Raw genomic sequence first — 17,641 nt, 5'->3', positions numbered from 1 at the left:
CGGCGCTTCTTGCAGCGACGGCGACCGGCGGCGAGCTGATGCAGGACCAGGGCGCGTCGGCGGGCTCGGTCCCGGTTCGGGACGAGGACGACCGTCCGACCGTCGGCCTGAATGAGCTCTCCGTTGATCATGCGACGCTCCCGAAACGGATGCTCCTGGTCACGCCACAGGGCCAGGCGTTCTCGCACCGGACGTACAGCCAGTCATTGCTGCGGTGCTCGTCCAGCAGCATGCGATTGCTGGTCGCGGCGGCGCCCTTCCGGGTCGGACTCGTGGATCGGCGCGGGATTGGCCGCTCGGGGATCAGCAGCGTGGCGGTGCGGTTGAGGCTCCACGGGTGCGGTGTGCGGTCGGCAGTCGTCATCAGCCTCTCCGAGGTCATGAGTTGGCGGGGCGGCGTCGATGTCGGATGCACAGCTGGAGTCGCCGCAGGCCGCCGCTCCGCAGGGCTTCAGGGTCCGAATCGACCCCCCACCCGGCGGGCGGTATGCAGTTAGTGAACCGCCTGATCGCTACTGGGAGTACGGTATTGGGCACGCTGTGCGGTTTAAGCGGTTTAACGGCCCGTCAGGGAGGTGCGCTTTGGCGCCGACGAGGGAACCGAACGAGCGGCTGCGGAAGGTCATCGACGGGACGAAGCTCTCCGGCGATGCGATCGCGCGCCTGGTCAGGCGGGTGGCGGCCGAGCACGACGAACTCCTGGAGACCAACAAGTCGAGCATCACGCACTGGAAGAACGGTGGTCAGCCGGCCGGTAACGTCGGCGCCTTCCTGGCCGAGGCGTTGGGCCGTGCGCTCGGCGGACGGGTCGTGACACTGGAGGAGATTGGTCTGATCGCGCCCGCACCCCGGAAAGCCGACTGGGACGCGGATACGCTGAGCGCGCTGGCCGAACTCGGGAGAACCGACGTGGACGTGGAACGCAGGCGGGCGCTGGGGGTGGCGGTCTACTCGGTAGCCGCACTCTCCCTGCCCGAAGAGGACTGGTGGCAACGCATGGCCGAGCGGGGCACCGTGCGTAGCACTGCGGCAACCCGGCGGGTGGGTCCTGGAGATCTGGCAGCCGTCCGTGAGATGACCGTCCTGTTCTCACAAGTCGATCAGCGGCGAGGCGGCGGTCATGCCTGGACGTCCGTGGTGCAGTACCTGACGACCGACGTCACCGGCTACCTTCGAGGGAAGTTCACTGACGAGCGAGTGCGTCGTGATCTCTACTCGACAGCCAGTGAACTTGCCTATCTGGCTGGTTGGATGGCGTTCGACGCCGGCCGGCATGCGACAGCCCAGCGGTACTTCGCCGAGGCGGTGAAACTCGCTGCTGAGGCCGGCGATCCACCGATGGCCGCCCACGTTCTGCGGGCGATGGCGCACCAGGCCATCGACCTCGGGCACTACCAGCAGGCTCTCGACCTCGCCGCCGCATCCGTCGACGGCGACCGGTACGCGCTTGCCTCGCCACGGGAGCGGGCCCTCCTCGACGTAGTCCATGCCCGGAGCCTGGCTGCCGCCGGCCGCAGGAACGCCGCCGCCAAGGCGCTGCTGCGGGCCGAGGACGATCTCTCCGCCGCCGGTGACGACATCGCCGAGCCGAACCGGGTGTTCTTCTTCGGTGAGGCCAGCCTGGCCCACGAAACCGCGTGTGCCCTGCGCGACATGGGGGATCTCGACGGCTCGGTCCGCGAGTTCCACCACAGCGTCCGCACCCGCAAGGCGACGAAGTTCACCCGCACCCACGCGGTGACCCTGGGATACCTCGGTTCCGTGTACGTGCAGATGAACAACGTCGACCGAGCCTGTGCCACCTGGTCGCAGGCTCTCGACGCGATGGACGGCGTACGCTCCGGCCGCACCCGCCAGGCCGCCGCTGACATGCGCACCCTGCTCTCCCCCTACCGGCGGCGCGGTAGCGCGGCGATCAACGAGATCGACGCGCGTGCTGCCGCGTACCTTTCCGAAGCAGCTTGACGAGGAGTCACTGATGGCAGAGCGAGAGACGTTCGAGGTCGAGGCCCTCGGCCGTGTGGTCGGCGGACGGGTCGACCCCACGGACGACTTCTGGGGCGGCACCCGGGCGATTGTCCGGCTGGACGGAGTCCTCTTCACCGCCGACGCGACCAAGGGTCTTGAGGACTTCTCGCACCTGGAGATCGTCTTCCGCTTCCACCTCACCGACCCGACCGACCTGAACCTCGGCGCCCGTCGGCCTCGGGGCAACCCGGAGTGGCCGGAGGTCGGGATCTTCGGCCACCGCAACATGCGACGCCTGAACTGGCTGGGTGTGTCACGTTGCCGCCTGCTCAAGGTCGACGGGCTGGACCTGCACGTCGAAGACCTCGACGCCGTCGACGGCACGCCGGTCCTGGACGTGAAGCCGTGGTTCGACGAGATGGGCCCTCGCGGAGAGCAGCGTCAGGCCGAATGGACGACCGTCATGCTCCGTGACTACTTCGCCCCCGGGGCCGACGACTGACGGCGGGTGAAGGTGGTCCCTCCGGCGCGGGGTCGGGTCCGCGCCGCACGGTTCACCTGTCCGGCGGGGGACGGAAGGCGACCGGGGCGGCGAAGGCGGCGCGGCGGGTGGCGCGGCGCAGGGCGCGCAGGACCGGGGTGCCCAGGGTGAGGCAGAGGACCACGGTCAGGGCGGCGCGGGGGAGGTCCCAGCCGAGGGACGTGGTGAGGCAGTAGACGGCGAAGCGGACCAGGTTCTCGGACACCGGGTCGCCGGGGACGAAGGAGATCGAACTCGCGAGGCCGGCGATGTAGGGCCAGCCCTGGAGGTTCATCACCACGCCGTAGAGCAGCGAGGCGACGGCTCCGTAGGCGGCGAGCAGCGCGAGTTCGCGGCGGCCGCGCAGCCGGGCCGGGCCGGGGAGGAGGCCGGCGCCGAGGCACACCCAGCCCATGGCGAGCATCTGGAACGGCAGCCAGGGCCCGACGCCGCCGGTGAGCAGCGCGGAGGCGAACATCGACAGCGCGCCGAGGACGAAGCCGAAGCCCGGTCCGAGCACCCGGCCGGACAGCACCATCAGGAAGAACATCGGCTCCAGCCCGGCCGTGCCCGCGCCGAGCGGGCGCAGGGCCGCGCCGGCGGCCGCGAGGACGCCGAGGAGCGCGACCGACTTGGCGTCCAGCCCGGGGGCCCCGCCGCCCGCCGTCCGGCCCTCGGAGATCTGGGCGACGACGACGGCGAGGAGCAGCGGGAGCAGCAGGGCGAACAGCCAGGGGGCGTCGGCGGAGTGGCCGACCAGGGCGGAGCGGGTGGAGGCGAGCAGCGGCCAGCCGAAGCCGGCCACGCCGACCAGCGAGGTCAGGGCCAGGGCGAGGACCGAGCGGCGGCCGAGCGGGACCGGGCGGGCGAGCGGGGTCGGCGGGGTCATGCGTCGGGTCCGATCCGGTCGAGGGCCCCGGCGACCTGGCGGACGGTGAGCCAGGGGCCCGGGGCGAGGATCTTGGCGACCTGCGGGGCGAAGGCCGGCGAGCCGAGCACCACCTCGGGGGTCGGGCCGTCCGCGACGATCTCGCCGTCGGCCAGGACGGCCGTGCGGTCGGAGAGTTCGGCGGCCAGTTCGACGTCGTGGGTGGCGAGCAGGACGCCGTGGCCCTCGGCGGCGAGGCCGCGCAGGATCTCGACCAGCCGGGCCTTGGCCGCGTAGTCGAGGCCGCGGGTGGGCTCGTCGAGCAGGATCAGCGGCGGGCGGGCGGTCAGCACCACCGCCAGGGCGAGGGTGAGCCGCTGGCCCTCGGAGAGGTCGCGCGGGTGGACGGCGTCGGGCAGGCCGGGCAGCAGCCGCTCCACCAGGGCGCGGCAGGTGCCGGGTTCGGCGCCCGCGTCGTGGTCGGCGGAGGCGCACTCGGCGGTGACGCTCTCGCCGTACAGCAGGTCGCGCGGGTCCTGCGGGACGAGACCGACGTGGCGGACGAGTTCGGCGGGCCGGGTGCGGTGCGGGGTGCGGCCGCCGATGTCGACCGAGCCGGAGGCCGGCGCGTGCAGGCCGACCAGCGCGCCGAGCAGGGTGGACTTGCCGGCGCCGTTGCGGCCCATCAGCGCGGTGATCGTCCCGGCGTGCAGGGTGAGGTCGACGCCGCGCAGGGCCGGGACCGGGCCGCGCCGGACCACCAGCCGGGAGGCGGTGGCGAGCGGTGTGCCGGTGGCGGAGGCGGCCGGGGCGGCGGGCGGCCGGTGGCCGTCCAGCCGGGCGCGCAGCCCGGCCGCCCGGCGGCGGGCGTCGCGGACGGTGAGCGGCAGCGGGTGCCAGCCGGCCAGCCGGCCGAGCCCGACCACCGGCGGGTGGACCGGTGAGTGCGCCATGATCTCGGCGGGCTCGCCCAGGACCGGCGGTGCGCCGGGGGTCAGCAGCAGGACCTGGTCGGCGTACTGGACCACGCGCTCCAGCCGGTGCTCGGCCATCAGCACGGTGGTGCCGAGGTCGTGCACCAGCCGCTGGAGCACCGCCAGCACCTCCTCGGCGGCGCCCGGATCGAGCGCGGAGGTCGGTTCGTCCAGGACCAGCACCTTCGGGTGGACGGTGAGCACCGAGCCGATGGCGACCCGCTGCTGCTGGCCGCCGGAGAGCGAGCCGAGCGCCCGCTGCCGCAGCTCGGCCAGGCCGAGGAGGTCGAGGGTCTCCTCGACCCGGCGCCGCATCACGTCCGACGGCAGGCCCAGGGACTCCATGCCGTAGGCGAGTTCGTCCTCGACCGTGTCGGTGACGAAGTGCGCCCTCGGGTCCTGGCCCACCGTGCCGACCAGGTCGGCGAGTTCGCGCGGCCGGTGCTCCCGGGTGTCGCGCCCGCCGACGGTGACCCGGCCGTGCAGCACGCCGCCGGTGAAGTGCGGGACGAGGCCGCTGACGGTGCCCAGCAGGGTCGACTTGCCGGAGCCCGACGGGCCGACGAGCAGGCAGAGTTCGCCCTCGGGGACGGTCAGGTCGACGCCCTCGATCGTGGGCGCCTCGGCGTCGGCGTACTGGACGCCGACCTGTTCGAAGGTGATCACGGAGTCCTCCCGGGCCCGGACGGGGTCCTGGCGGTGGTGGTGGCCTTGCCGGCGGCCTTGGTGGCGGTGGCTTCGGTGGTGCTTCCGGCGGTGGAGCCGGTGGTGGTGCCGGTGGTGTCCGGCGGCACCGGGGTGACGAAGGCGGGGAGCAGTCCGAACAGGACGGCCGCCGCCGCGGCGACCGGCAGCACCGGCGCGGTCGGCGGCACCACGGTGGGGGCGAAGGCGAGCGGGTCCAGCGCGGCCAGCCAGGCCGTCGCCGCCGCCACCGCGACCCCGGACCCGGCGGTGAGCCACTCCGGCAGTGCCCAGGGGTCGGGCCGGTGGCGGGTCCGGACCGAACGCCGTCCGCCCAGCAGCAGTCCGGCGAAGGCGGCGGCCAGGCCGATCACGAGCACCGGAACCGCCCAGCCGGCGCCGCCCGCCGTCAGCAGCCCGTACGCGGCCAGGCAGATGCCGAGCAGCCCGGCCAGGGTCAGCCCGGCGGTGAGCACGGCGATCCGGCGCGGCACGGCGGCGGTGCGCCCGAAGCCGCGGGTGTCCATCGCCGCCGCCAGCGCCACCGAGCGCTCCAACGCGCCCTCCAGGACGGGCAGTCCGACGCTGAGCACGGCGGCCACGCCCCGGTCGCTGCGGCCGCGCAGGCGGCGGGCGGCGCGCAGCCGCTGCACGTCGGCCACCAGGTTGGGCGCGAAGGTCATCGCGACCACCACGGCCACGCCCGCCTCGTAGAGCGCGCCGGGCAGCGTGCGCAGCAGCCGGGCCGGGCTGGCGAGGGCGTTCGCGGCGCCCACGCACACCAGCAGGGTGGCCAGCCGCAGCCCGTCGTACAGCGCGGCGAGCAGTCCCTCGGCGGTCACCCGGCCGCCGATCCGGACGCCCTGCGCCCAGGCGGGCAGCGGGACTTCGGGGAGGGTGAGGAGGACGTGGGTGCCGGGGACCGGTGAGCCGAGGACGACGGCGAACAGCAGCCGGATGCCGAGCACCAGGAGGCCGAGCCGCAGGAACGCGCCGTAGGAGCGCGACCAGGGCGCGTCACCGCGCCGGGCTGCGACGACGTAGCCGGCGACGGCGGCCAGCAGCAGCAGGACCAGCGGATTGGTGGTGCGGGTGGCGGCCGCGCCCAGGCCGAGTGCCCACAACCACCAGGCTCCGGGGTGCAGTTGGCGAGGTCCGGCGGCCGGTCGGCGGCGGGCGGCGCGGGGTGTGGGCACGGTGGGGTCCAGGGGGTCGGTCCGGAGTGGGGCGGCGGGCGGGCGGGGCCGGGTGCTGGCCGGCCTCATCGGCGGCGGCGCGACTGCCAACGGGCTCCGGCGGCCACGGCGAGGACGAGGGCCAGGCCGGCGCCGACCCCGAGGACGGGCCCGGCGCCGCCGGGGGAGGCCCCGGCCGCCGACTCCCCGGTGGCGTCGGCGGGACCGGCACCGGTCGAGGGCGCGGCGGTGCCGGTCGGCCGGGCGGCGCCGCCCAACTGCTCGCCGCAGCCCGTGCGCGGATAGCCCGCGATGGCGCAGAGCAGCCCGTTGCCGTCGTACCGCAGCGGCGGGGCGACGGTGGCCAGGACCTCCGCCGAGCTGGCCCGGGTCGGCACGACCGCGCACGCGGTCCGGGGCTCCGGCGGGGTCTCGTGGGCGGGCGCGTCGGCGGGGCCGCCGAAGTCCAGCACCACGGCGACCCGCTTGCGCCCGGCCTCGGCCGGCGTGCCGGCGCAGAGGGCGGCGAAGTCCCCGGCCGGACCGGGCCGGGCGGCCTGCTGACCGCCGTCGGGGCTGACGGCGAACCGCCAGCCCTCGACCTCGCCGTCCGCCGGGACGTGCACGGCGGGGCCCTGCTGCTGGTACACCCAGCCGCCGTCGGACCAGCGCCAGAACGACCAGTACCGGTAGCCGGCGGCCTGCGCCGGCGCGGCGCCGAGCAGGAGCACGATCAGCAGGCCGGCGACCGCCCCGGCCAGGAAGCGCAGGGCCGCCCGCACCACCCGCCGCCGGGCCGCCGCCCTGTCCTCGGCGGCGGTGCTGGTGGGCGCGGTGGCGGCGGTGGCGACGGTGGTGACAGGGGTGGCAGCGGCCGGGACCGGGGCCGAGGTCGGACGCGGTTCCCGGTCCCGGCCGGGAGGGGTCACAGCTTCGCGCCGCGCTTGCGCTGCAGGCTGAGCACCAGCCCGCCGCCGATGCCGATCAGCAGGCCGACGCCGAGCAGCCAGAACTTGCCGATGCCGCTGTCCTTGTCCTTCTCGGACGAGGCCGAGGCCGAGGCCGAGGTGGAGGCACCGGCGGACGCCGCGCCGACGGCCTTGGGCGCCGGGCCGAGCGCGGTCAGCTGCTTGACCAGGTCGGTCCCGCCGAAGGCGGCCGGGTCGCGCTGCGCGGCCTGCGCCACCAGCACCAGGGTGGCGGTGGCGGCGGCGTCGGTGCCGCCCTTGGTCCAGGTGCCGCCCTCCTTGGCCAGCCAGTCGACGGCGCCCGCGGCCTGCTGCGGGTGCCCGCCCTGGACCAGGCCGAGCGCCGCCCAGGCGGTGGCGGTGTAGTCGGGGGTGGGCGCGGCGCCGGGCAGGTTCAGGGTCAGGTGCTGGCCGCCCGAGGCGAGCTGCGCGGTGAGGTAGGCGCCCGCCGCCTCGCCGGAGTCGGCCCGGGGGACGGCGGTGGCGGTGGCGCCGCCGTCGGTGCAGGCCAGGGCCTTGGGGGCGGCGTCGGTCCGGTTGCCGTTGGCGACCGGCAGCTTCCCGCCGGCCGCGGCGAGCGAGGCCTGGCCGCTGGCGAGGGCGTTGGGCTCGGCGGCGGGGGCGCCGGCCGGGGCGGTCTGGTAGACGAAGGCACCGCGCTGGTCGGCGGGGGCGGCGCAGCCCAGCTGGAAGACGGCGAGCCCGTCGAAGGCGTTGCGGCCGGCCTTGGCGACGGCCGCCGGGTCGGCCTTGGCGGCGAGCAGGGCGTTGACGGCGAGGCCGGTGGAGTTGGCGTCGCCCGGGTTGCCGGGGTTGTAGGCCCAGCTGCCGTCCGCGTTCTGGTTGGCCTTGAGCCACTGGACGCCCTTGTCCACGGCGTCCTGGTGCCCGCCGAGGGTGGTCAGCGCCTGGATCGCGAGCGCGGTCGCGTTGCTGTCCTCGAACACCGGGTCGCAGGCGGTCGCGGTGTCGGCGCGGTACGAGGGCCAGCCGCCGTCCGCGCACTGCTGGCCGGTCAGCCAGGACACGGCCGAGTCGGCCGGGGTCACCTTGGCGGTGGTCAGCGCGGTCAGAGCGAGGGACTGCCGCCACACCGCGTCGTAGGTGGGGTCGCCCTTGCCGTACAGGCCGTCGGGGAGCGGGGCGGTGCCGAGGCTCGCGGTGGGGCTCGGGATGTCGGCGAACGCCGGGGTGGCGGCGGCGGTTCCGGCGAGCAGCGCGGCGGCCAGGGCGGCGGCGCCCGCGCGGGCGGCGGTCAGCATGATCGGAGTTGTGCCTTTCGATGAGCGGTGCCGGCCGGGGCCGGCCGTTCCGTAGACCTCGACGGTGCCGGGGGTGGTCCGCCCGGCATGGGGCCGCTCGCCTCTCCCCGGGTGCTCCGGCTCGCCGGCGGACGGGCGCCGGGCTCACGGTTGCGGGGTCAGCGCCGGATTCGCACCGGCTTTCCCCGGAATAGGAGAAGCGGGATGGAGTTGTCCTGCCCGTCGACTCTATCCGCCGCCCCGGGCGCCCGGACGCGGCCGGGGTGAGAACAGGTTCCAGTTCGGCGGTTCCTCCGCGGCCCGGGGCCGGTGCGGCCTCAGGGCAGTTCCAGCAGCCGGGCGGCGGTGTGCAGGTCGGCCCTGACCTCGGCGATCGAGGCGCGGCCGGAGAGCCAGGCGACCAGCGCAGCGTGCCAGGTGTGCTCGATCACCCGGACGGCGGCACGCTGGCTCCCGGTCGGCGGCCCGGACTGCCCGATGGCGTCCAGGATGAGCTGCCCGGTGGCGGCGGAGACCTGGTCCACCTCGGCGCCCACCGAGCGGTCGGCGAAGGAGAGCGCGCGGACCATCGCCTCGGCCAGCAGCGGTTCGCGCTGCAGCGCGTGGAACGCCCGGGTCAGCGTCTCGGCGACCCGCGGCGCCGGTTCGCGCTCGGTCGGCGGGTGCCGGCGGACCTGCTCCTGGAGGCCGCGCAACTGCTCCAGCATGACCGCGACCAGCAGGTGGACCTTCGACGGGAAGTACCGGTAGAGCGTGCCCAGGGCCACCTGGGCGCCCTCCGCCACCTCGCGCATCTGGACCGCGTCGTAGCCGCCGCGGGCAGCCAGCGCGGTCGCGGTCCGCAGGATCCGCCGCCGCCGTTCGGCCTGCCGGGCGGTCAGCGGCGGCGCCATCGGGGCGGCCGGGAGGGGCGCCGGGGCGGCGCCGGACGAGGGGGCGGCGGAGGGGGTGGACGCCGGCGGCGCGGGCGGTGCGGGCGGGGGTGAGGACGGTGACGGCAAGGACGCTCCCGGGCGCGAGAGTGGTGGGGCTGCTCCGGACGGGCACGGTCGGCCGGGCGTGGCGCCCGGGCGTGGCGCGAATCACCAGCCCTGGATCCTGAGCGGAAGCTACGGGCCGGTATCTTCGAGGTCTCTCATTGTTCACAGGGTCACCGGTGAACTCCACACCACACTGAAACCTGATCTACTTTACCGACCGGCAGCACTGACAGCAGCAGAGATGAGGGCCGACGATGACCGCGCAGCCGCTGCGGATTGCCCTGCTCTCGTACCGCGGCGACCCGTTCTGCGGCGGTCAGGGCGTCTACGTACGGCACCTCTCCCGTGAGCTGGCCCGGCTCGGCCACCACGTGGACGTGATCGGCGCCCAGCCGTACCCCGTCCTGGACGAGGTCGAGGGGCCGGGTTCGGTCCGGCTGGTCGAGCTGCCCAGTCTGGACCTCTACCGCGCCGACGACCCCTTCCGCACCCCGGCGCGCGAGGAGTACCGGGGGGCGGTGGACGTCCTGGAGTACGCCACCATGCGCACCGGCGGCTTCCCCGAGCCGCTGACCTTCTCGCTGCGCGCCCGCCAGTACCTGGCCCGGCACCGCGGCCGCTACGACGTGGTGCACGACAACCAGACGCTCGGCTACGGCCTGCTCGGCCTGGCCCGGCACGGCTTCCCGCTGGTCACCACGATCCACCACCCGATCACCGTGGACCGGCAGGTGGAGCTGGACGCGGCCCCCGGCCGGCTGAAGCGGCTGTCGCTGCGCCGCTGGTACGCCTTCACCCGGATGCAGCGCCGGGTCGCCGCCCGCCTCGAACACATCATCACCGTCTCCGGCAGCTCCAAGCGCGAGATCGCCGAGCACCTGGGCGCCGCCCCGGGCGCCGTCTCGGTGGTGCCGATCGGCGCCGACACCCGGCTGTGGTCCCCGTCGGACGAGGTCGCCCGGGTGCCCGGACGGATCGTCACCACCTCCAGCGCCGACGTCCCGCTCAAGGGCCTGGTGCACCTGGTCGAGGCGCTGGCGAAGGTCCGCACCGAACGGGACGCGCACCTGGTCGTGGTCGGCAAGCCGCAGAAGGAGGACGGCCCGATCGCCCGCGCCGTGCGCGCCCTCGGGCTGGAGTCGCACATCGAGTTCCGGCACGGTCTGACCGACCGGGAGCTGGTCGACCTCTACCGCTCGGCCGAGGTGGCCTGCGTGCCGTCGCTGTACGAGGGCTTCTCGCTGCCGGCCGCCGAGGCGATGGCCACCGCGACCCCGCTCGTGGCCACCACCGGCGGCGCGATCCCCGAGGTGGCCGGCCCGGACGGCGAGAGCTGCCTGGCGGTGCCCCCGGGCGACGCGGACGCGCTCGCGACGGCGCTCGGCCGGCTGCTGGACGACCCGGAGCTGCGCGCCGCGCTCGGCGCGGCGGGCCGGGAGCGGGTGCTCGCCCGGTTCACCTGGGAGCGCGCCGCCGAGCTGACCGTCGAGGGCTACCGGGCCGCGATCGCCACCGGCACCGGCCGCCGGGCCCGCTCCGGCCCGGGCTGGCGCTACGTGGCCTGACGGCGTCCGCCGAACGGCCGGGCGGGCGCGGCGGGTGGCCGGCGCCCGCACCCGCGGCCGCGCCGGCCGGTGCCCCCGTCCGACCGTCCGCCCCCGCGATTTCTCTGACTCGGCGTCAGGAACCCTTTGGTACCGAAGGAATGGGAGTCCGCAGTGCTGACCGTTGATTTCTCGCGCTTCCCGCTCGCCCCCGGCGACCGGGTGCTCGACCTGGGCTGCGGCGGGGGACGGCACGCGTTCGAGTGCTACCGGCGCGGGGCCGACGTGGTCGCCCTCGACCAGAACGCCGAGGAGATCGCCGAGGTCAGGAAGTGGTTCGCCGCCATGGAGCAGGCCGGCGAGGCGCCGGAGGGCGCGTCCGCGGTCGCCATGGAGGGCAACGCGCTCGCGCTGCCGTTCGAGGACGAGCACTTCGACCGGATCATCATCTCCGAGGTGATGGAGCACATCCCGGACGACAAGGGCGTGCTCAACGAGATGTTCCGGGTCCTCAAGCCAGGCGGCCTGCTCGCCGTCACCGTGCCGCGCTGGCTGCCGGAGAAGATCTGCTGGGCGCTCTCCGACGAGTACCACGAGGTCGAGGGCGGCCACATCCGGATCTACCGGGGCGACGAACTGCTCGACAAGCTCAAGGACGCCGGCCTGGAGCCCTACGGCACCCACCACGCCCACGCGCTGCACTCCCCGTACTGGTGGATCAAGTGCGCCGTCGGCGTCGACAACGACAAGTCGCTGCCGGTGAAGGCCTACCACCAGCTGCTGGTCTGGGACATCGTCGGCACCCCGGTGATCAGCACCCTCACCAAGGCCGCCGAGCGGGCGCTCAACCCGGTCATCGGCAAGAGCTTCGTCGCCTACGCCACCAAGCCCCACCGGGCCGGTCGCGGCGCCGAGGGCGCGGGCGGGTCGGAGTGACCGCCGCCGTCCCCGAGGTCCTGCTGCTGGACGGGGTGCTCGACGCCGAGCAGGCCGCCGGCACCGTCCGCAGCATCCTCGCCGAGCAGCAGCCCGACGGGGCCATACCGTGGTACCGCGGCCACCACCTCGACCCGTGGGACCACACCGAGGCGGCGATGGCGCTGGACACGGCCGGCGAGCACGCCGCCGCCGAGGCCGCCTACCGCTGGCTGGCGGACCGGCAGAACCCGGACGGCTCCTGGTACGCGGGCTACGCCTACGGGAAGCCGGGGCACGCCGACGGCGAGGTCTGCAACGCGGCCAAGGAGACCAACTTCTGCGCCTACCTGGCGGTCGGCGTCTGGCACCACCACCTCTCCACCGGTGACGACACCTTCCTGGAGTGGATCTGGCCGACCGTCCGGCGCGCGCTGGACTTCATCGTCGCCCAGCGGCTGCCCGGCGGCCCGATCGCCTGGCGGGTCGACGAGGACGGCCGGGCCACCGACGAGGCGCTGCTCACCGGCTCCTCCAGCATCCTGCACGCGCTGCGCTGCGGGCTGGCCGTCGCGGACTACCTGGAGGAGCCGCAGCCCGACTGGGAGCTCGCGGCCGGCCGGCTGCGGCACGCCGTCACCCACCACCCCGAGCGGTTCCTCGACAAGGACCGCTACTCGATGGACTGGTACTACCCGGTGCTCGGCACCGCGCTGCGCGGCCCGGCGGCGCAGGCGCGGATCGCCCGGGACTGGGACCGGTTCGTCGTCCCGGGCCTGGGTGTGCGCTGCGTCAGCGACCGCCCCTGGGTCACCGGCGGCGAGAGCGCCGAGCTGGCGATGGCGCTGTGGGCGATCGGCGAGTCCGACCGCGCGGTGGACATCCTGCGCTGGATCCAGAAGCACCTGCGGCACCCCGACGGCTCGTACTGGACCGGGTACGTGTTCGAGGACGACGCGATCTGGCCGGAGGAGCGCACCACCTGGACGGCGGGCGCGCTGCTGCTGGCGGTCGCGGCGCTCGGCGGCGACCCGGCGACGGTGGCGGTGTTCGGCGGCGAGGAGCTGCCGACCGGTCTGGTGGTCCAGGACTGCTGCTGAGCGGGCGGTGCCCACGAGACCCCGTACGGCGAAGGGGCGGGACCGGATCTCTCCGGTCCCGCCCCTTCGCCGTACGGGGTCTCGGGCGGGGTCAGCCGCGCTGGATGCCCGAGGTGTCGGCCAGCACGCCCTGGGTGCCGTCCTGGAGCTGGGCGACCAGCGCGGCGCCGCGCTGCTCGACCGCCAGGTACCAGGTGCCGGGGACCAGTTCGCCGACCGGGCCGCCGGCCGGGTTGTCCTTCGGGGCCAGCTGACGCGGCGCCGGGACGGCGAACCAGAACGGCGCGAAGTCCGCCGCCGGGGCGGGCTGCGGCTGGGCGGCCTGCTGGACGGAGGCCTGACGGGCGGCCTCGGCCTCGGCGGCGTGCGCGGCCTGCTGGGCGGCGAGGTCGTGCGGCTGGCCCGCGACCGGCTGGCCGGCCTGCGGGGACGGGTAGCCGTAGCCGCCGGGCTGGCCGCCGAAGGCCGGGGACTGCGCCTGGCTCGGGTCGACGCCCGGGCCCGGGTAGCCGTACTGGCCGGGCTGACCGGGCTGGCCCGGGGCGGGGTAGCCGCCGGCCGGGAAGGCGGCCGGGGCGGCCGGCCGGTCGGTGACCAGCGGGGTCTTGAGCACCGGGATCAGCTGGCCGCCGGCGGAGGCGCCCGCCAGCACGATCAGCGCGATGACGGCCAGCCAGGCGCCGATGCCGTGGCCGATGCCCTCGAGGCCGCCGCCGAGCGCCCACACCGCGGTCCAGAGCGCGGCCACCGAGAAGGCGATGCCCCACTGGTCCAGGCGCAGGCCGAGGATCTGACGGTTCGCGGCCGCCTGGCCCTGGAAGCGCTGCACCAGGATCAGGGCGGCGGCGAGGATGCCGAGCAGGAAGACCGAGGGCAGCACGGGGAACAGGACACTGTCCCAGGCGTTCGTCGAGGTGTCGCCGCAGTACTTGCCCTTGCACTCGACGGTCCAGTACGGCAGGAAGGAGGCGATGAAGAGCAGGACGGCCGCACCTGCGACGGCGGCGTCTCCCTTGGTGAGAGCGCGCAGATTCACTAACGTTCCCCTCGTTGGTGTGTCGTGGTCGGCGGTTTTCGGTTCGGCGCTCGGCCGATGTGGTTCCGGCGCCCGTCCGGTCGGCTGACCGGCGGGAAAACCCCGAACGGACCAGAAGCCTAGGGCCAACGGCCTCGCGGGTGCACAGCGGGCTCGGGAATGGGGCGAAGTCGTTGCAAATCGCGCGCTTCCGGCCCCGGCCCGTCCACCGGCCCGTCCATCGTTCCAGTGCCCGGTCCGTCGCCCCGTCAACCGGGCCGGTGGCGGGTGCCGGGGCCGCCGGACGGGCTCCTACCGGGTGGTCAGGAACGAGGTCAGTGCGTCGGCGATCCCCTGGGCGGCCTGCTGGCGCCACTGAGGGTCCGTCATCCGGCGGGCGTCAGCCGGGTTGCGCATGTTACCGCACTCGATGAACACCTTGGGGACGGTCGAGAGGTTCAGCCCGCCGAGGTCCGAACGGGTGTCCAGGCCCTTGCTCGCGACGTAGTCGGCGTACGGCTCGCCGGTCGCCGCGTGGAAGCTGTCGCGCAGCAGCAGGCCCAGCCGGTGCGAGGGGTCGACGATCGCCGCGGTGTCGGCCTTCCCGGCGACCACCTTGGCGGGCATGATCACATGGAATCCGCTGCCGTTCGCCGGTCCGCCGTCGCCGTGCACCGAGACCGCGGCGTCGGCGTGGGCGGTGTTGCCGATCCGGGCGCGCTCGTCGATGCACGGCCCCCACGGGCGGTCGCCGTCGTGGACCAGCACCACGGTGGCGCCGCGGGCGGCGAGGATCGCGCGGGCGCGGTGGACCACGTCGAGGGAGTACTCGGCCTCGCTGTAGCCGCTGTTGGTGCTGGTGCCCGTGGTGTCGCACTCCTTGCGGGCGTTGCCGATGTCGACCTTGCGGTTGATCTCCGCGGTGTGGGCGGAGTTCCCGGTGTTGTGGCCCGGGTCGAGGAGGACGGTGCGGCCGGCCAGGGCGGTGGAGGTGGGGACCGCGAGCGGGAACGCGGGGTCGGCGGTGCCGCCGGGAGTGGTGCCGGGCGCCGGGGTACCGGTGGCGGCGGTGGGGTCGGCGGTGGGGCTCGCCCCGCCGGGCGGCGCCGCGGCGGGGGTGCCGGGGCCGGCGGCCGAGGCGGCGGGGACGCTCCGGTCGGGGCTGCCGACGGTCCGCCAGCCCAGCCAGCCGGCCAGGCCGAGCGGCGCCAGCACGGCGAGCACGGTCACCGAGCGCAGCAGCTTCGAGCGGCGCGGGCGGTGCTCCCGGCCCGGGCCGCGGGTGCGGCCGGGGGCGGCGCCGTCGGGGTCGGTGCGGTCGGGGTCGATGGGGCCGGCCGGCCGGCGGGTGGTGCGAGTCACGGGTGGTTCAGATCCGGTCCTGGGTGCGGGGGGTGAGTCCGAACTGGTCGGCGATCGCCTTCCACTTCGTGACGAAGTCCTTCTTCGCCTGGGTGGCCTGCGGGTTGAGCTCGTCGGCGCGCTTCTTGTCGGCGGTGTTCGGGGCGCTGCCCGAGCAGCCCTGGCCGGCGACCGTGCGGGCCCAGCTCGCGTACGCCCGGTCGATGTCGGCGGACAGCTGCCAGGCGGACTTCAGCGACTGCACCGCGTCCGCGCCGCCGGGCAGGTCGGTGACGCTCAGCTGGGCGAGCTTGGCCAGCAGCTGGTCGCGCTGCTTGGCGCCGCTGTCGAACACCTGGGCGGCGGACTCGATGTCGGGCTTGGTCGGGCAGCTGTTCACCTTGGCGACCGCGTTGCCGATCGGGGCCTTGGCGCTCTCGCCCTGGGTGAGCAGCTCGTCCAGGGCCTTGGCCTGGGCCGGCGCGTTGGCACCGGCGGCGGTCGAGGAGGGGGACGGGCCGGTGCTCGCCGCGGGGTCGGGGGTGGTCGGGGCCGGCGCGGCGCCGGTGGGGGCCGGGGCGGGCTGGGGGTTCCCGGACCCGGAGGTGCCGCCGGTGGCGGCGGCGGAGGGCGTCGCGGAGCCGGCCCGGTCGGTGCCGGAGCCCTTGTCCTTGACCGCCCAGAGGATGCCGCCGCCGAGGGCCATGACGAAGAGCAGGGCGAAGGCGATCAGCAGCGGCGCGCGCCTGCTGCCGGGGCGCTCGTCGTCGTCGGCGTCCTCGTAGCCGGTCGGGTAGTCGTGCCCGGCGTACTCGTGCTGCGGGTACTCGTTCCCGGGGTACTCGGGTTGGGCGTAGCCGGGTTGGGCGTAACCCTGCTGGGCGGGGTCGTGCGGCGGCCGGCCGGGCGCCCCGTACGGGGCCTGGCCGTACGGGGCCGCCTGGGCCGCCTGGCCGTACCCGGGCTGCGGCTGGGCCTGCGGCGGGTACGGCGGCTGCTGGGCGGGCCGGGGCGGGCTGTAGGGCGCCTGCTGCTGGGGCGCGTTCCGGGGCGGGAAGGCGCCGGGCGCGTCGGGGCGCGGCGGCACCGGCTGCGGGATGAGGGCGGTCGGGGCGTCCTCGCCGTACGGTCCGGCCGGCGGCGGTCCGGCGGGGGAGCCCGGCGGCGGTCCGGCGGGGGAGCCCGGCGGCGGTCCGGCGGGGGAGCCCGGGGGCGGTCCGGCGGCGGGCGGCGGGGAGGTCGGCGGCGCGCCCGGGGTGGCGGGCTGCTGGGGACCGCGCACCCAGCCGCCCGCGCCGCCGCGGGCGGTCGGGTCCCAGACCGCCGGAGCGGTGTTGTGCTGGTCCGTCATCTGTCCCTGGCCCCCACGGTCTGCCCGGGCCTGCTCCGCCCGGGTGCTCTGCTGGTGTCGTGCGGCCGCGCCGCGGTCGCGGGCGCCCGCGACCGCGCGGACACCGTACCTTTCCCGCCCCCCGCCCGGCAGCCCCGGCACGACGTTAGAGCATCCGTGATCGCCCGTGGGGCGGCTCGGCCGATTCCGGACACCCCGCGCGGCGGCCGGACGGCGGTGTCCGCGGGGTGCCGGGTGCGGCGGGGCCGGACAGTGGCCCCGACCTGCGGGTCAGCCGGCGGTGGCGCGGCGCAGGACGCGCAGCGAACCGGTCACCGAGACCTCCTCGAAGCCCTCCGCCAGCGCCCGCAGGTACACCCGGTAGGGCGCCTGGCCGCCGTCGGCCGGGTCGGGGAAGACGTCGTGGACGACCAGCAGGCCCTCGGGCGCCAGGTGCGGCACCCAGCCCTCGTAGTCGGCGGTGGCGTGCTCGTCGGTGTGGCCGCCGTCGATGAAGACCAGGGCCAGCTCGCCGCCCCACAGCGCCGCGATCCGGGGCGAGCGGCCGACCAGGGCGATCACGTGCTCCTCCAGGCCGGCCGCGTGCAGGGTGCGGCGGAACCGGGGGAGGGTGTCCATCCGGCCGACCTCGGGGTCGACCAGGGTCGGGTCGTGGTACTCCCAGCCGGGCTGCTGCTCCTCGGAGCCGCGGTGGTGGTCGACGGTCAGCGCCACGGTGCCGGTCTCCCGGGCGGCCTCGGCCAGCAGGATCGCCGAGCGGCCGCAGTAGGTGCCGATCTCCAGCAGGGGGCGGCCGGTGCGGCGGGCGGCGGCCACGGCGGCGGCGTAGAGCGCGAGGCCCTCGTCGACGGGCATGAACCCGGTCGCGCCCTCGAACGCGGCCAGCACCTCGGGCCGGGGGTGCGCGGTCTGCAGGAGGTCGGACATGGTGCTGCTCCTCGGCGGGGGTGGTGGGTGGCGGCGCGGTCCGGTTTCC

The 17,641-nt window shown here is 75.5% G+C and carries 16 protein-coding genes; 5 read left to right on the top strand and 11 right to left on the bottom strand.

Annotated features, from left to right (window positions below; genetic code table 11):
- Positions 1–127: 127 nt before the first annotated feature.
- Positions 128–364: a hypothetical protein gene (locus tag IF01_RS0102915; RefSeq protein WP_157855143.1), complete on the bottom strand. Its 237-nt coding sequence runs from the start codon at positions 362–364 to the stop codon at positions 128–130.
- Between the two features lie 218 nt (positions 365–582).
- Between IF01_RS0102915 and IF01_RS0102910 the strand changes: the two genes are divergently transcribed.
- Together IF01_RS0102910 and IF01_RS0102905 are read left to right on the top strand one after the other, a co-directional pair.
- A complete protein-coding gene (locus IF01_RS0102910) occupies positions 583–1,965 on the top strand; it encodes an NsdA family TPR-like regulatory protein (RefSeq protein ID WP_037778649.1) in 1,383 nt (460 codons plus the stop codon).
- A 13-nt stretch (positions 1,966–1,978) separates the two neighbouring features.
- Entirely contained in the window at positions 1,979–2,470 is a 492-nt protein-coding gene (locus IF01_RS0102905; RefSeq protein WP_030391625.1) for a TrmO family methyltransferase domain-containing protein, read from the top strand.
- Positions 2,471–2,522: 52 nt separating this feature from the next.
- Here IF01_RS0102905 and IF01_RS0102900 read toward each other — a convergent pair whose 3' ends face one another.
- The 6 genes from IF01_RS0102900 to IF01_RS0102875 all read right to left on the bottom strand — a co-directional run bounded on the left by IF01_RS0102900 (position 2,523) and on the right by IF01_RS0102875 (position 9,312).
- Positions 2,523–3,377, bottom strand: a complete 855-nt coding sequence (locus IF01_RS0102900) for an ECF transporter S component (protein WP_030391624.1) — start codon at positions 3,375–3,377, stop codon at positions 2,523–2,525.
- A complete protein-coding gene (locus IF01_RS0102895; RefSeq protein WP_030391623.1) occupies positions 3,374–4,996 on the bottom strand; it encodes an ABC transporter ATP-binding protein in 1,623 nt (540 codons plus the stop codon). Before IF01_RS0102895 ends, IF01_RS0102900 begins: the two co-directional genes overlap by 4 nt.
- Positions 4,993–6,210 (bottom strand): CbiQ family ECF transporter T component, encoded by a 1,218-nt coding sequence (locus IF01_RS0102890; RefSeq protein WP_244215404.1) that lies wholly within the window; start codon positions 6,208–6,210, stop codon positions 4,993–4,995. Before IF01_RS0102890 ends, IF01_RS0102895 begins: the two co-directional genes overlap by 4 nt.
- Positions 6,211–6,275: 65 nt before the next feature.
- Positions 6,276–6,971: an SCO2322 family protein gene (locus IF01_RS0102885; RefSeq protein WP_030391621.1), complete on the bottom strand. Its 696-nt coding sequence runs from the start codon at positions 6,969–6,971 to the stop codon at positions 6,276–6,278.
- A 143-nt stretch (positions 6,972–7,114) separates the two neighbouring features.
- Positions 7,115–8,419, bottom strand: a complete 1,305-nt coding sequence (locus IF01_RS0102880) for an SCO2321 family membrane protein (protein ID WP_030391620.1) — start codon at positions 8,417–8,419, stop codon at positions 7,115–7,117.
- A 317-nt stretch (positions 8,420–8,736) separates the two neighbouring features.
- Positions 8,737–9,312: a TetR family transcriptional regulator gene (locus tag IF01_RS0102875; RefSeq protein WP_030391619.1), complete on the bottom strand. Its 576-nt coding sequence runs from the start codon at positions 9,310–9,312 to the stop codon at positions 8,737–8,739.
- 341 nt (positions 9,313–9,653) lie between these two features.
- On the opposite strand from IF01_RS0102875, the gene IF01_RS0102870 reads away from it, so the two are divergent.
- From IF01_RS0102870 to IF01_RS0102860, 3 genes are all read left to right on the top strand, one after another.
- Entirely contained in the window at positions 9,654–10,964 is a 1,311-nt protein-coding gene (locus IF01_RS0102870; protein ID WP_030391618.1) for a glycosyltransferase family 4 protein, read from the top strand.
- 153 nt (positions 10,965–11,117) lie between these two features.
- Positions 11,118–11,879, top strand: a complete 762-nt coding sequence (locus IF01_RS0102865) for a class I SAM-dependent methyltransferase (protein WP_030391617.1) — start codon at positions 11,118–11,120, stop codon at positions 11,877–11,879.
- Positions 11,876–12,958, top strand: coding sequence for a prenyltransferase (locus IF01_RS0102860; protein WP_030391616.1), 1,083 nt, complete (start codon positions 11,876–11,878; stop codon positions 12,956–12,958). Before IF01_RS0102865 ends, IF01_RS0102860 begins: the two co-directional genes overlap by 4 nt.
- A gap of 91 nt (positions 12,959–13,049) precedes the next feature.
- Here IF01_RS0102860 and IF01_RS0102855 read toward each other — a convergent pair whose 3' ends face one another.
- The 4 genes from IF01_RS0102855 to IF01_RS0102840 form a co-directional block, all read right to left on the bottom strand.
- Positions 13,050–13,994: a hypothetical protein gene (locus IF01_RS0102855; RefSeq protein WP_030391615.1), complete on the bottom strand. Its 945-nt coding sequence runs from the start codon at positions 13,992–13,994 to the stop codon at positions 13,050–13,052.
- 291 nt (positions 13,995–14,285) lie between these two features.
- A complete protein-coding gene (locus IF01_RS0102850; RefSeq protein ID WP_244215403.1) occupies positions 14,286–15,335 on the bottom strand; it encodes an N-acetylmuramoyl-L-alanine amidase in 1,050 nt (349 codons plus the stop codon).
- A 7-nt stretch (positions 15,336–15,342) separates the two neighbouring features.
- Complete coding sequence (locus tag IF01_RS0102845; protein WP_030391613.1) at positions 15,343–16,665, bottom strand: hypothetical protein; 1,323 nt, start codon at positions 16,663–16,665, stop codon at positions 15,343–15,345.
- A gap of 270 nt (positions 16,666–16,935) precedes the next feature.
- Positions 16,936–17,592 carry a class I SAM-dependent methyltransferase gene (locus IF01_RS0102840; protein ID WP_030391612.1) on the bottom strand — a complete coding sequence of 219 codons (657 nt, stop codon included), beginning with the start codon at positions 17,590–17,592 and terminating at the stop codon, positions 16,936–16,938.
- Between the last annotated feature and the right edge of the window lie 49 nt (positions 17,593–17,641).

It is taken from the genome of Kitasatospora purpeofusca, from assembly GCF_000718025.1.
Classification (GTDB): Bacteria; Actinomycetota; Actinomycetes; order Streptomycetales; family Streptomycetaceae; genus Kitasatospora; species Kitasatospora purpeofusca.
Note: the sequence above shows the minus strand (reverse complement) of the source record. Positions and strands in the feature narration are given on the sequence as shown.

What these genes read in the sequence shown, in the direction of transcription:
- IF01_RS0102880 (WP_030391620.1), bottom strand. Translation starts at nt 8,419, where the DNA reads ATGCTGACCGCCGCCCGCGCGGGCGCCGCCGCCCTGGCCGCCGCGCTG.
- IF01_RS0102840 (WP_030391612.1), bottom strand. Translation starts at nt 17,592, where the DNA reads ATGTCCGACCTCCTGCAGACCGCGCACCCCCGGCCCGAGGTGCTGGCC.
- IF01_RS0102870 (WP_030391618.1), top strand. Translation starts at nt 9,654, where the DNA reads ATGACCGCGCAGCCGCTGCGGATTGCCCTGCTCTCGTACCGCGGCGAC.
- IF01_RS0102875 (WP_030391619.1), bottom strand. Translation starts at nt 9,312, where the DNA reads ATGGCGCCGCCGCTGACCGCCCGGCAGGCCGAACGGCGGCGGCGGATC.
- IF01_RS0102915 (WP_157855143.1), bottom strand. Translation starts at nt 364, where the DNA reads ATGACGACTGCCGACCGCACACCGCACCCGTGGAGCCTCAACCGCACC.
- IF01_RS0102900 (WP_030391624.1), bottom strand. Translation starts at nt 3,377, where the DNA reads ATGACCCCGCCGACCCCGCTCGCCCGCCCGGTCCCGCTCGGCCGCCGC.
- IF01_RS0102905 (WP_030391625.1), top strand. Translation starts at nt 1,979, where the DNA reads ATGGCAGAGCGAGAGACGTTCGAGGTCGAGGCCCTCGGCCGTGTGGTC.
- IF01_RS0102845 (WP_030391613.1), bottom strand. Translation starts at nt 16,665, where the DNA reads ATGACGGACCAGCACAACACCGCTCCGGCGGTCTGGGACCCGACCGCC.